The following is a 13,453-nucleotide window of genomic DNA, read 5'->3' on the forward strand; positions in this document are numbered from 1 at the left end:
TGGCAGGGTGACGGCATCAGGAAAGTCGGCGACCCCGCCTCATGCGCCCCACCTCATGTGTTCTGCCACATGCGTCCCGCCTCTTGCCTTCTGCCGCATCCGTCCCGCGCCGATGTGCTCCGCGAATCAGTGCATTCCGAAGCGATAGCTGGCAGGCACGGGCTCCCCAGGGCACACTTCCTGCCAGAGCTCGGCGATCCCGTCTTCTCCTTCGCGGATGTCCGGTATCTCGACGCCGTCGCGCAGCATCGCTGCTGTTTCCTCGCCCCTGCCGACGCCCGCAAGGGCGAGTGCCGTCAGGAAACGGACGCGTCCGACGTCGGACATTCCGGCAGGTGCCTCTGTCGCCAAAGCGAGTGCTTGCGCCGGGTTTCCGTGCCGGATGCTGAGCGTCATGGCTTCGCTGAGCAGTGGGACATTGGAGGGCTCGAGTCGGCTTGCCGTGGCAAGCTCGGCCAAGCCTTCCTCAGCATTGTTGGTGGCGAGCAAGGCAAGGGCCCGGCCTCTGTGGGCGAGGACCGTGGAACGGGGCGAGAGGGTATTTGCCGCCAGTGCGTCGCCGTACCCCGTGATCGCGCCGGCGAGGTCCTGGCGGGCGTGCTTCATCGTGGCCAGGTGGAACTGTGCTTCCGCTCTCCCATCCTTTGCCAGGAGTTCTTCCCAATCCGCTCCAACCACGAAACTCCCGGCGCCCGTGAAACTCCCGCCTTCCAGCAGGCTGTGCCACGGGCCTGTTTCCTCGATGGCGTCGGGGGTCGCATCATCGTGGAAAGGTGTGCCGCTTTCGTCGAGCCACACGCGGGCTGAGCGTCGCCGTCGTGCACTCTCCAAAGCACCCCAAGCGCTGCCCCGCACCAGCATCTGGTCCGGAGGCAGCGCGTAGTTCCGCGTGGCTTCGGCGAGCGCCTCTTCCAGCGCCGCGTCCGGGACAAGGTCTTCGAGCCGGGCGCTGGCATGGGCCACGGCCTCGTCCCAATCCCGGCCGTGGGAGGCTCCGGGATCCAGTTTGGCGTTGCCGTAGGCCTCCACCCAGCTCCATTCGGTCCGGGCAGGCATGACCAGATGTTCGAATTGGGTTTGCGCCAATCCTGCTTGGATCTCGGCGTACGGGCCGGCCCCGGGGCTGAGCCATTCCTGCCAGCGTTTCCCGCCGTCACCCTGGCCCCAGACGAACAGCTTCTTCCCCCGCAGGAGGCTGGTGGACAGCATGGCGAGGCCGTCGCCGTCGTGGTCCACCGCCGCGATCCAATGCCGGTGTCCTGGCTGGATGTCGAAGAAGAAATCCGCAGCGTGCGGGCTGTTCACCAGCCAAGTAGCATCCATGCCCTGATGCTCCGTGGGCCGGACGCGGGCGATGTCCGTGGTGTAGTCGCTGCCGAAAGCCTCGGAGGCGGGCGCAATCACACGTGTTTCCGATGTCTCTGGAACGGCCGCGTTGCTCCACCAGTACATAGGGGCGTCGTGGTCATGGGGGTTGCGGATCCGGACCGCCGTGAGCAGAACGTCCGAGTCCTCCGGAAGCCACATGTCCACCTGGAAAACCACTTCGCGGAGGCGTTCGAACTCCCACATCCGCAGCACGTCGTGGCCCTCGGGCGTTTTGACGATGGCTGTGTGCAAGGGATCGCAGGTGGTGGGCGAGTGCCCGCGGGTGCCAATGTTCCATTCGAGACCACCCGCGAACCACGCCTTGCGCAGCGCGACGTTCGCGAATTGTAGGGTCCCATGGGTGTGGAGGAGCTGCTTGCCCGAAGCCTTGTCGAAAAGCTCCCAGAGCCGGCCGCCCAAGGTGGGGAGGACGACGGCCCGTAGCTTGCTGTTCTCAAGCACGACGGCGGGCACATCGTGGGAGGTCCGCTCACGCGAGTAGCCGTCCTGCATCAGGTAGGGGAACATGTTCGGCACTTGGCCGTAGCGGGCTGCGGCCTGCAATTCCTCCGGGACACCGTCGCCGATCCTGTACGGCTGGTCCAGTTCTGCCGTGACTACGGGCAACGGGCTGGTGGGACCCAACTCCGCCATGTTCAGGGTGATAGTGGAGAAGCTCAGGGTGCTTGCCTTGCCAGTCTTCTCGGTATGTTCGAACATCAGTGTTTTCCAATCGTCAACAGAAGCCCGCGCTTCGGCTCAAGGGTGATGGGCTGGCCGGGCCCGTAGCTCGCAGCCGTTTGGAATCCTTCGATAGCGTGCACGGTCACCGGGCTCACGGCGAGGCCCGCAGCCTCTTCTTCGGACAGCGCTGAGGCCGCTCCGCCGTCGAACACCAAGGTCACGTCCACCGGCTCAGCCGCCCACGACGCGAGCGCAACCACAGCTGCGCCATCTGGCGTCAGCCAGGTTGTCGCCAGAACTTCCGGATTGCTGCTCCGGATCGGCGCGTCTGCCCAGTGTCCGATCATGGTGGCTTCCGCCAGGCCGTTGTTTGCCCAGAATCGCCACAACGGCCGGTTGTCGACAGCGGGGACCCTGCCCGTCATACCGAACACCATCCCGCGCCAGGCATTTCCGCCACCCTCCAACATCTCCCCCATGACGCCGAAGGGAATCCCGGAAAGCTCAACGAGCCAGTATTCGGGCGAAGTATTTTCGTAGTCGAAGTACTCCCCGAACCACAGCCTGTCCACATAGGGCATGTGCTCCATGTACAGATTCGCCGAGGAGACAAAGCCGTCCCGAGCGGTGAACTGATTGGCCGAATGCAGGTCGATATCCGGTCCTTCGGCAGTTCCGCAGTTGCGCTCGAGGACCTTGCGGACGCGGAGCATGGTGTGGCGGTCGTAGGCGATGTCATCGAGGTAGATGCCGTCCACTCCGGTGCGACGGACCAATTCCTCAAGGCTCTTCACGTAGAAGTTCTCCCAACGCGATTCCCCGCTGGTGACCACTGCGATGTCATCCACGTCTGAGGCGAACCACGCTGACACGTAGCCGTTGCCAACATGTTCCTGCAGCCAGATATGGCCGAGGCCCGGTCCGTCGCTGAACACCTCGTGCCCCAGCGAGAGCAAGGGCAGCAGCTCCGGGCTATGGAAGGTCAGCTCCCGGACGGTGTTGTAGACCTTGGCCCTGAGGCCGCTTCGGTGGGCTTCCTCGACGTAGGCCGCCAGTCTCCCCGCCGTGAGAAGGGGATCGTTGATGTACGGGGCCGGCGCCGTGGCGTGGTGGACATTGACCACGGTGGCGCCCGTCGCAGCGATCGCCTCCGGCTCGGCAGGGGCATGGAAGAAGCGGTTGGCCAGATGCTTGGCAGGGTTGATGGGCTTGAAAGGGGTGAGCAGGAGCCGGAAGTCGAAGTCCAGCGTCTCCCCCACTGCCAAGGTGCGGCCGCCGCTGAAGGCAGACACCGTGACCGATTCGCCCGCGGTCCGCAGTGCCACGCCTCCCCGCACCTTGCCGTCTTGGACCGTGCCGCCTTGGACTGTGCCGTCTTGCCGGTTGGCCCACGACGCCGGTTCCGCCAGCGGCTTTTCCCTGTAGAAGTTCGTGTTGAGTGGCCGCTCATAGTTGCCGTCGCGCAGGGCAAGTTGCAAGCCTGCGTTCACGCTGCCCAGCCAGAGGGAGTCCTGATTGTGATCGGCCACGTCCCACGTCCAATCAAGCGTTTCGGGTCGTTTGCCCCCGGGAACGCCGAGTCCCATGGCGAGCGGAACCGTTGCCTCGAGGAAATCGAGCTGCAAGCCCGCGTCGTCCACCTCCAGCGGTTGCCCGGCGGTGAGCTGCAGCGAAAAGGTGCACGCGCCGTCGGCCTCCAGGGTGCCGCGCAGCTCTGCTGAAAGTCCGACGTCGGCTGTCCACCTGGAGCGCCACGATACTTGGGCCGGGCCGTCGACCGTGAATTCAAGGGGCGAGTAGCTCCATCGGAGCGCTTTCCCGCCGGTGGTGTCGGCAAGGGTGACGCCGAAGTGCAAAGGCGCGGCAAGCAGGTCGACGGCGGGGCCATCACACGCGGTGACCGCGGGTGTGAAAGTCGAGGTCAGCTGGGCCGGGAGGCCGGATTCCGCAAGCTGTACTTGGCGCCCCAGGATGTCCAGCGTGCGGCCCGGTTCGTCGAGAAGCACCTCCGTGAACGGGGCGACGAGTCCGCGATCCTGGGCCACCGTCGAGTCCAGCCAGGCAAGGCGGCGAAGGTACTCGGGCTCACCAAACCCGCCATCGAGAATGTCCGGATCAGCGTCGTCGAGCGCGAGTACGTCCAAAGTGATAGTCACGGTGCTGGCTTCGGCGCCATCCGCCGCCACGGCGATGTTCGCTGTGAAAGTGGTTCCGGCGGCGTCGAGCGGTATGGACAGGACGGTGTACAGGGCCTGCACTCTGCCGCGTGAAACGGTCAGTGTCCGGGACACGGGCTGCCCCAAACGGTCCGTGCCATCGGTGTTGAGGCAATGTCCAGCCGTGGGCGGCTGCACTTCCACGGTGACACCCGTGAGGTCCTGCATGGCGTAGAGGCCCAGCTGCACAATGTAGTCCTCGCCGGGTTGAGCGACGTCGTTGAATTCCTTGCGAGGACCACCGATGGCCCAGTGCGCCGGGAGGGCGTCCCGCATGGAGATGGGAGTGAGCCGGCTTTCCGGGAAGAGCAGGAAAGGTTCCGTCCCGTATTGTTCGTGCAGTGCGTCCACCTCGTCCGCGGCGGCCGAGAAGTTCATAGGAGCGAAGGAATCCTGGGCGCTCGCGGCCTCATAGCGGATCACCCGCGCGCTGGGGATGTGCTGAGCTGGCAGGCGCGTTGGTTGCAGGCGCCAGGCGGACTGCTCGACGGCGGCAGCCCACTCCGGTTCCGCGGACGGCCTTCGCGGCAAGTACTGAGCTTGGGGGTAGTGGGGCTTTCCGAGCATCGCGTAGGGGAGGTAGTAGAAATAGTAGTCGCAGGGTCCATCCACCGGTTCGAAGACGAGCTGGCCGGACTCCCTCTCAGCACGCTCCACCACAACGTTGCGAATCCGGCGGCCGCTCTCCGCAGAGGCCACGATGATCTCCACACTCGCCGGGTCGGCGTCCTGGCGCCGCCAAGGCAGGACCACCCGGCTTGCGGCAACCCCGGCGTCAGGACGCGCTCCGTCGGTTCGCGGGCTCTCCCCGTCCACCCGCACGACAAAGCGGTGGTTTCCATAGAGCAACTTGTCCCACGCCCCTGTGCCACACTCCACTTCCGGATGGCCCGAAAGTTCCGAGTGGACAGCAGTACGGCCAGGTTGCATCTTTATGACTCCTGAATGGCATTTTCAATCGGAATATTGCATCCATCCTTGACCCCGGGCGTCGTCATGTAAAGGGTCATTGCGAAGCGCAATCCCAACTGGCTCGCATTTGTTGTCGTTATGAGGGCTGATAACGACATTAACTGCCAGTCAGTTGGGATGTCACCCCGCTGCGGCGCGTGCGGCCCTCACCACATCGCGGTCGGTGATCATGTACGCCGTAGGGTCTGAATGCCCCGGCGAATCGAGAGAATTGTCTTGGTGGGAAACTGTGATCTTGGCCGACAAGTGGACCGCGCTCAATCCCGCGGTGCGCAAGGCCGGAATATCGTCCAGGGCGAGGCCGCCGCCTGCCATCACCTCAAGCCGCCCCGCCGCGCGCTGGACCATGCGCTTGAGCGTCGCGATCCCCGCTCCCACCGTGGCGGCACCCCCGGAGCTGAGCACCCTGGTGAATCCGAGTTCCACGAGCTGCTCGACGGCGGCCGCGGGGTCCGGCGTCTGATCGATGGCCCGGTGGAATGTCAGTTGGGCGGCGGGGTTGGTCTCCAAGGCGGCGTGCGCGAGCCTTCGTGTGGCTTCGATGTCGACTTCGCCGGCGGCCGTCAGAACCCCGATCACTACCCCGTGTGCTCCTTGCGTGAGCAGGAATCGGATCTCTCGGTCCATGGTGTCCAAATCCGTGCCGGAGTACAGGAAATCACCGGGCCGGCTACGGATGAGCGGGTGGATCTCCAGCCTTCCGGCCACAGTTTCCTGTGCGGCGTCCATAAGGCCTTGGCTCGGGGTCAGTCCCCCAAGCTCCAGGGCGCTGCATAGTTCAATCCGGTCCGCGCCTTCTTCAGCGGCAACGGCAGCGCCCTGGACACCGACGGCGACGATCTCGAGTTTCATGGGGAAACTCTACCGGCGGTGCCAGATCGTGGGTGTGGCCCGTGGGCTGCGTTCCGGAACGCAGCCCACGACCTGCACCCACGATCTCCAGCGGACAGGAGCTAGGCCCGGTAGGGTTCCAACTGCTGCTTTTGCACCAGCGTGAGCCTGCGGACCCGGCCGGTGGACTCATCCACGAAAGCAAGATGCGTGCTGGCTTTGACGCAGTCCTCGCCGGTCACGGGATCCTTGATGACGTAGTGGAGGTCAAAGCTGGCACCCTTCACGGCACCCACCCAGATCTCAACAACTGCCGGAACGTTCCGGTATTCCAAGGTGCGGACGTACCGGACCTTGTGCTCCACCACAAGGGTCATGACTCCATCCTCAACATCGTTGAAAATGGAGACAGGCGGCTCGGCACCGGGCAAACCCGCACCGCGGGGCGGACCGAAGGCCGCGATACGGGCCTCCTCCAACATGCGGACGATCTGGACGTTGTTGATGTGCCCGTAGGCGTCCATGTCGCCCCAACGCATCGGCACGAGGACCTTGATCCGTTGGCCGCGCCCTGAATCCGTTGCTGACGCAGCGTCCGGGTTCTGCGGGGCGTCCGGATCCGCCCCTGCCACTAGCCCGGTATCCGCGCTCAGCTGTGAACCGCCGTCGAATCATCCACAGCGACTTCTTCGGCATCCTCACCGGCAAACTGCGACATGTACAGGCGGTAGTACGCACCCTGCAAAGCGAGCAGTTCGTTGTGGTTGCCCTGCTCCACGATGCTGCCGTTTTCCATCACCAGGATGGTGTCGGCGTCGCGGATGGTGGACAAACGGTGGGCGATGACGAAGCTGGTGCGATCCGTGCGGAGGGCAGCCATGGCTTTCTGCAGCAGCAACTCGGTACGGGTGTCAACGGAGCTCGTGGCCTCGTCCAGGATCAACAGCGAGGGATCGGAAACGAAGGCCCGAGCGATGGTGATGAGCTGCTTCTCGCCCGCGCTGACGTTGTTGCCTTCCTCGTCGATGATGGTCTGGTAGCCATCCGGCAGGGCACGCACGAAGCGGTCCACGTACGTGGCCTTGGCCGCTTCCATGATCTGCTCCTCGGTGGCGTCGAGGTTGCCGTACTTGATGTTGTCGTAGATGGTGCCGCCGAACAGCCAGGCGTCCTGGAGCACCATTCCCACCTTGGAGCGAAGCTCGGAACGGCTGAGCTCCTTGATGTCCACCCCGTCCAGGGTGATACGACCCGAATTGAGTTCGTAGAACCGCATGACGAGGTTGACCAGGGTGGTCTTGCCCGCGCCTGTGGGTCCGACAATCGCCACGGTATGTCCGGGCTCCGCGCTGAGGGAAAGGTTCTCGATGAGCGGCTTGTCGGCAACGTAGCTGAACGACACGTTCTCGAACTCGACGTGACCGTCCGTGCGCGGGGGCAGGTGACGGGCAGCGTTCTCCGGGATTTCCTCATCGGCATCCAGGAACTCGAAGACGCGCTCAGCCGAAGCCACACCGGACTGGAGCATGTTGGCCATGCCGGCGATCTGGCCGAGCGGCTGGGTGAATTCACGCGAGTACTGGATGAACGCCGTGGCGTCGCCCAGGCTCATGGAACCGGAGGCGACACGCAAACCACCGACGACGGCGATGCCCACGTAGCTGAGGTAGGAGACGAAGTTCATGGCCGGGAAGATGATTCCCGAAACGAACTGCGCCCCGAACGAGGCCTTGTACAGGGCTTCATTTCGTTCGTCGAAACGCTCCAGCATGTCCGCGTCACGCCCGAAGACCTTGACGAGCTCGTGGCCGGAGAACGATTCCTCGATCTGGCCGTTGAGCGAGCCGGTGTTCTTCCACTGGGCGGCGAAGAGCTTCTGGCTGCGCGAACCGATCACGCCGGCAAGGACACCGGAGAGCGGCAAGGCGACCAACGCGATCAGGGCGAGCTGCCAGGAAACGATGAACATCATGATGGTGATGCCGAAGACCGTCAGCACCGAGCTGACCAGTTGCGCGAACGCCTGCTGGAGCCCTTGCTGGACGTTGTCGACGTCGTTGGTCACGCGGGAGAGGATGTCGCCGCGCTGGCGCGTGTCGAAGTAGTTCAGGGGCAAGCGGTTGAGCTTGGCCTGGACGTCATTGCGGAGGCGGTTGATGACCTTCATGACGATCTTGTTCAGGATGTAGCCTTGGGCCCACAGGAAGATGTTGGCCACGAAGTACATCAAGAGCACGATCGAGATCAGGAACGTCAGCTTCGAGAAATTGATCCCGTTGGTGAGCTCCATCTTGGAGACCATGTCCGCGAAGTTGTTCTGGCCAGCTCGGCGGAGTCCTTCGGCGAAGGCCGCTTGGCTCACGCCGGGAGGCAACTGCTTGCCCATGACACCGCCGAAGATGACGTCCATGGCGCTACCGAGGATCTTCGGGGCGATGACGTTCAGGACAACGGAAACCACCACGAGGCCGATAACAAAGACCACGCCTGCGGCCTCGGGCTTGAGCAGACCCAGGAGCCGCTTCGCGGACGGTCCGAAGGCCTTGGCCTTCTTGGCCGGCAGGTTGCCGAACATGCCACCGTCGGCTTCGCCTGGAGTGTATTCGGTTTCTTCGACGTCGTCATCGTCCACGGCTGTTACGGCACCGGCTGCGTTTGCATCCTTCGCTTCCGCAGTTTCGCGCGCTGCCTCGGCCTTCGCGGCCCAGCCACGCTTTTGCTGGTTCTGTTCGCTCATGCCACTTCCTCCGCGCTCAGCTGGGATTCGACGATCTCCTGGTACGTGGGTGACGTTTCCAGTAGTTCGTCGTGGGTGCCCCGGTCAACGATTCTGCCGTTGTCCAGGACGAGGATCTGGTCCGCATCCGCAATAGTTGAGACGCGCTGGGCCACGATGATGACCGTGGCATCCTGCGTCTTCTCCTTCAGCGCCCTGCGAAGGCGGGCATCCGTAGCCACATCCAAAGCCGAGAAGGAGTCGTCAAAGAGATACACCTTGGGTTGTGTCACCAGGGCCCGGGCGATGCAGAGGCGCTGCCTCTGGCCACCGGAGACGTTGGTGCCGCCCTGCGCCACCCGCCGGTTAAGGCCCGACGACTTTTCCATCACGAAGTCCTTGGCCTGCGCGGTTTCCAAGGCATCCCAGAGTTCCTGGTCCGTGGCATCGGTCTTGCCGAAACGCAGGTTGTGCTCGATGGTTCCGGAGAACAAGTACGGCTTCTGCGGCACAGTGGCCACCCGACTGGTGATTTCGTCGCGGTCCAGGCTGGTGACCGGAACGCCGTCGAGCAATACATCGCCGGACGCGACGTCGTACAGGCGCGGCAACAGCGACACCAAAGTGGTCTTGCCCGCGCCGGTGGATCCGATGATGGCGAGGGTCTGGCCCGGCTCCGCGGTGAAAGAGATGTTGCTCAGCACGGGAGCTTCAGCGCCGGGGTATTTGAAGGTGACATCGCGGAATTCGACGCGGCCCTTCTTCTCCGCGGGCGCCACGGGCGCCTCCGGATCGTGGATGGAGGGTTCGACGTCGAGGACCTCGCCGATGCGGTCCGCACAGACGGAGGCACGCGGGATCATCATCGCCATGAAGGTACCCATCATCACGGCCATGAGGATCTGCAGGAGGTATTGCAGGAATGCAGTCAAGGAGCCCACCTGCATGTTGCCCGCATCCACCCTTTGGCCGCCGAACCACAGCACTGCTGCCGTGGAAAGGTGCAGGATCATTCCGATGGCAGGGAACATCAAGACAAACAGATTGCCGATCTTGACCGAAACCAAGGTGAGATCCTTGTTGGCGTCACCAAAGCGCTTGGCCTCGTAAGGTTCACGGACGAAGGCCCGCACCACGCGGATACCGATGATCTGTTCGCGCAGAACACCGTTGATGGCGTCGATCTTCTTCTGCATGGAGCGGAAGAGCGGCATGAGCCTGACCACGAGGTAGCCAACCACGGCCACGAGGACTGGCACCGAAACCCAGACGAGCCACGACAGGCTAAGGTCCTCGCGCAGGGCCATGATGATGCCGCCCACGCACATGATGGGCGTGGACACCATGAAGTTCAGGCCCATCAGCATGAGCATCTGCACTTGCTGGACGTCGTTGGTGCCGCGCGTGATCAACGTGGGCGCGCCGAAGCTGTTGACGTCCTTGGCCGAGAAGCTGCTGACCTTGCGGAAGACGTCCCTGCGCAAGTCGCGGCCCATGGCCATGGCCACGCGGGATCCGAAATAGACCCCTGCGATGGCCGCAATGACCTGGCCGAGCGCGACCGCGAGCATCAGGGCACCGGTCTGCCAGATGTAGTTGGTATCCCCCCGGGATACCCCTTCATCGATGATTTTTGCGTTGAGGCTTGGAAGGTAGAGGGTTGCGATGGTGGACGCCAACTGGAAGATGATGACGGCCAGTATCTGCGGCAAATACGGCTTGGAGTAGCGCCGTATCAGGGTGACAAGCATGCCCACGGATCCTTAATGAGAGTGCGCGAATGAATCAATATGCGAATGACTTAATACATGGATAACAGCAGGCGCTGACAGTATTAGTCCCTCAACTCTACGAAATCCGTTGCCTCAGCGAAATATCGATAGCCGAATATCATCCTTGCGGCGTACCTGAGCCACTCCAGCGCTTCCAAGCCCGCTGGGCGGCTCCTGGCCCGCCTGACCCTCTAGCCCGCGTGCCGCCCGGTCTCGCCTGCCCTCGAGGCTTCGCCCGCAATGAGCAGCAGGGCTGCCCTTTCCTGGCGGCGACGCTCACGCTTGAGTTCCTTGCGCAGCGCGGCCAACTCCTCCGCGGTCTTTGACTGCTCGACGGCGGTGGCCTGCTGTTCGTGCACGCGCGCCTGGAGCTCGCGCTGTGCCTGGCTCAGCTGAAGCTGTTGCTCAGCCAGCAACCTCTGGGTCCGGGCAAGCTGGTCCTGGACCTCGCGCAGGCCAGCGGCAGGGTCCGGCCGTTCCTGCGTCAGGATCCGGGCAAACTCAAGGTCCAGGTCATCGTGCTCTTTCTCGGCCGCAGCACGGGCGCGGCTGGCACCCAAGGGGGTGCCGCCGTCGTCGGCTGCTTGGGGAAGCTCAGTGGCTCCGATAACGGGCAGCGCTGAGGTGTCCAGTGTCATCGCGGCCTCGCCGGAAGCGTTTGCCAGCAGTTCCTTCTCGGGCGAGGCGTCCACCGTCTTCCGCAGCGGAACCTCCTTGATGAACAGGACCGCGAGGAAAGCGACCACGGCAATGGCCGCTGAGATAAGGAAGATCTGGGCGGTCGCGTCGCCATAGGCGGCACGCATGATGTCCCGGATCGGGGCAGGCATGTCAGCTAGATCCATGCTTCCACCGCTGGAGCCGCCGCTTACCGGGATGTGGGCTGCGGTGAGGCCTTTGGTGGCAAGGTCCTTGACGTGCGTGGCCATGATGGCCCCGAGCACGGAGACACCGATCGCGCCACCTACCGAGCGGAAGAATGCCACGGACGCGCTGGCTGTTCCGATGTCCTGGGCGCGGACCGTGTTCTGGACAGCGAGGACCAGGTTCTGCATCAGCAAGCCAAGGCCCAGGCCGAAGATAGCGGTGTAGCAGCAGGTAATCCACAGTTCCGTGGTGTGGTCGATGGTGCCCGTGAAGGCAAGGCCGCCAGCCAGCAGCACAGAGCCCGCAAGGAGGAACCGCTTCCACTTGCCGAAGCGGCTGATGAGCTGGCCGGAGGCCACGGAGCCCAGGAGGTTGCCCGCAATCATGGGCAGCGTCAGGAGGCCTGCCTCGGTGGGCGTGGCGCCGCGGGCTACCTGGAAGTACTGGCCTAGGAACGTCGACGAGCTGAACATCGCGATACCGACGGCCACGGAGGCCAGGATCGCCAAGGCGGTGGTGCGCTGGGAGATGATCTTCAGCGGGATGATGGGCTGGGACACCTTGGATTCGACCAGCACCAGCAGTGCCAGCAGAAGCACGCCGCCACCCACCATGAGGGCCGACTGCCAGGAGATCCAGTCGTAGTAGTCCGGGTTGCCGGCGAAGGAAACCCAGATGAGGAGCAGGCTCACGCCCGAGGTCAGGAGGATGGAGCCGAGCCAGTCGATCTTGGCGGGGCGCTTGATGTGCTGGATCTTGAGGGTCACCTGGAGCAGGATGAGCGCGACGACGGCGAGCGGCACGCAGACGAAGAACGTCCAGCGCCAGCCGAGCGGGCTGTCAACGATGAACCCGCCGAGGAGCGGCCCGCCGGCGGTACCAACGGCCATGACAGCGCCCATGTAGCCGGAATACTTGCCACGGTCCCGCGGCGGAATCATGGTGCCGATGATGGCTTGGGCCAAGGCGGTGAGCCCACCCATCGCGATGCCTTGGATGACGCGGGCGGTCAAGAGGAAAGGAATGCTTTGGGAGAAGCCGGCCATGACCGAGCCGGCCACGAAGATCACGATGCTGAGCTGGACCAGGAGCTTCTTGTCGAAGAGGTCGGCGAGCTTGCCCCAGATGGGAGTGGTGGCGGCGTTGGCCAACAGCGCGGCCGTGATGACCCACGCGAAGTCCGTTTGCGTGCCATGGAGATCGGACATGATGGTGGGCAGGGCGTTGGCCACGATGGTGCTGCTCAGGATAGCGGTGAAGAATGCCGCGAGGAGGCCGGTCAGTGCCTCCATGATCTGGCGGTGCGTCATGGGCGCGGATGACGCCGGCACCGCCGTCGAACGTTCTTGTATTCGGGTTGCCATTGGTGCTGCTCCTAAGCTTTGTGGTTCGAGTGATGGGAGCCGGCCGCCGTTGCCCGGACTGAGTGGTTGAGTGATGCGGTCAATTTCTCAAGGACCTGACCGGCTTCCAAGGCGTCTTCCTCGCTCCACTCCGCGAGGTAGGCGCGTAAATTGAGGCTGCGCTGTTCTTCGAAATCCCGGACCTTTTCAATGCCGGTTTCGGACAAGGCCACCAGCTGGGCGCGGCCGTCCGCGGGATCGGGTCGCCGGACCACCAACCCGAGTTCTTCCAATTCGGCGATGTGCCTGCTGAGGACCGGAGGGCTGACGCCGAGGCGCGAGGCGAGCTTCGTGGCCCGGGACTCCCCCTCGCCGATGAAGCGCATCACGCCCTGCAGGGCGAACCCGACGTCGGCATCCTTCGCGATATTTGCGGTCACGATGCAACGCAGGACTCGCTGGAGATCGAAGATCTGATGGACGAGTTCGGTTGCCGTGCTGGATGCGACAGCCATGGAAGACACCTCACTTTTGTTTGCCTAAAGCAACTATATGCCAATTTGATTGCTTTGGGAAACTAATGAAGTGTGAGGTGCGTTAAACGCCGAGCGCGAGCTGGCAGCTCATGCCCTCAATCTTCGAAAAAGGGGTCATTAGCTGCCAGCTCGCGCTCGGGTTTGAGGC

General features: G+C 63.7%; 8 protein-coding genes. All 8 read right to left on the minus strand.

Translation table 11 applies throughout. From position 1 onward, the window contains the following. Window positions 1-126: 126 nt before the first annotated feature. Window positions 127-2,088: a DUF5107 domain-containing protein gene (locus tag OW521_RS08835; protein ID WP_268024622.1), complete on the minus strand. Its 1,962-nt coding sequence runs from the start codon at window positions 2,086-2,088 to the stop codon at window positions 127-129. Next, window positions 2,088-5,198 (minus strand): glycoside hydrolase domain-containing protein, encoded by a 3,111-nt coding sequence (locus OW521_RS08840; protein WP_268024624.1) that lies wholly within the window; start codon window positions 5,196-5,198, stop codon window positions 2,088-2,090. Before OW521_RS08840 ends, OW521_RS08835 begins: the two co-directional genes overlap by 1 nt. Window positions 5,199-5,360: 162 nt before the next feature. After that, a complete protein-coding gene (locus OW521_RS08845) occupies window positions 5,361-6,092 on the minus strand; it encodes a copper homeostasis protein CutC (RefSeq protein WP_268024626.1) in 732 nt (243 codons plus the stop codon). A gap of 101 nt (window positions 6,093-6,193) precedes the next feature. After that, window positions 6,194-6,610 carry an acyl-CoA thioesterase gene (locus OW521_RS08850; RefSeq protein WP_268025771.1) on the minus strand — a complete coding sequence of 139 codons (417 nt, stop codon included), beginning with the start codon at window positions 6,608-6,610 and terminating at the stop codon, window positions 6,194-6,196. 110 nt (window positions 6,611-6,720) lie between these two features. Beyond that, the gene (locus OW521_RS08855) at window positions 6,721-8,808 is read right to left on the minus strand and encodes an ABC transporter ATP-binding protein (protein ID WP_326494018.1); all 2,088 of its coding nucleotides are present in this window, start codon (window positions 8,806-8,808) and stop codon (window positions 6,721-6,723) included. Next, a complete protein-coding gene (locus OW521_RS08860; protein WP_268024628.1) occupies window positions 8,805-10,538 on the minus strand; it encodes an ABC transporter ATP-binding protein in 1,734 nt (577 codons plus the stop codon). The genes OW521_RS08855 and OW521_RS08860 overlap by 4 nt, the downstream gene beginning before the upstream one ends. A 212-nt stretch (window positions 10,539-10,750) precedes the next feature. Next, entirely contained in the window at window positions 10,751-12,790 is a 2,040-nt protein-coding gene (locus tag OW521_RS08865) for an MFS transporter (protein WP_268024629.1), read from the minus strand. 11 nt (window positions 12,791-12,801) lie between these two features. Further along, window positions 12,802-13,284 carry a MarR family winged helix-turn-helix transcriptional regulator gene (locus OW521_RS08870; protein ID WP_268024631.1) on the minus strand — a complete coding sequence of 161 codons (483 nt, stop codon included), beginning with the start codon at window positions 13,282-13,284 and terminating at the stop codon, window positions 12,802-12,804. Window positions 13,285-13,453 lie beyond the last annotated feature (169 nt).

Origin of the sequence: Arthrobacter sp. MMS18-M83 (assembly GCF_026683955.1) — a bacterium.
In the GTDB taxonomy this organism is placed as follows: domain Bacteria; phylum Actinomycetota; class Actinomycetes; order Actinomycetales; family Micrococcaceae; genus Arthrobacter.

What these genes read in the sequence shown, in the direction of transcription:
- OW521_RS08835 (WP_268024622.1), bottom strand. Translation starts at nt 2,088, where the DNA reads ATGTTCGAACATACCGAGAAGACTGGCAAGGCAAGCACCCTGAGCTTC.
- OW521_RS08860 (WP_268024628.1), bottom strand. Translation starts at nt 10,538, where the DNA reads ATGCTTGTCACCCTGATACGGCGCTACTCCAAGCCGTATTTGCCGCAG.
- OW521_RS08845 (WP_268024626.1), bottom strand. Translation starts at nt 6,092, where the DNA reads ATGAAACTCGAGATCGTCGCCGTCGGTGTCCAGGGCGCTGCCGTTGCC.
- OW521_RS08865 (WP_268024629.1), bottom strand. Translation starts at nt 12,790, where the DNA reads ATGGCAACCCGAATACAAGAACGTTCGACGGCGGTGCCGGCGTCATCC.
- OW521_RS08855 (WP_326494018.1), bottom strand. Translation starts at nt 8,808, where the DNA reads ATGAGCGAACAGAACCAGCAAAAGCGTGGCTGGGCCGCGAAGGCCGAG.
- OW521_RS08840 (WP_268024624.1), bottom strand. Translation starts at nt 5,198, where the DNA reads ATGCAACCTGGCCGTACTGCTGTCCACTCGGAACTTTCGGGCCATCCG.
- OW521_RS08870 (WP_268024631.1), bottom strand. Translation starts at nt 13,284, where the DNA reads ATGGCTGTCGCATCCAGCACGGCAACCGAACTCGTCCATCAGATCTTC.
- OW521_RS08850 (WP_268025771.1), bottom strand. Translation starts at nt 6,610, where the DNA reads ATGCGTTGGGGCGACATGGACGCCTACGGGCACATCAACAACGTCCAG.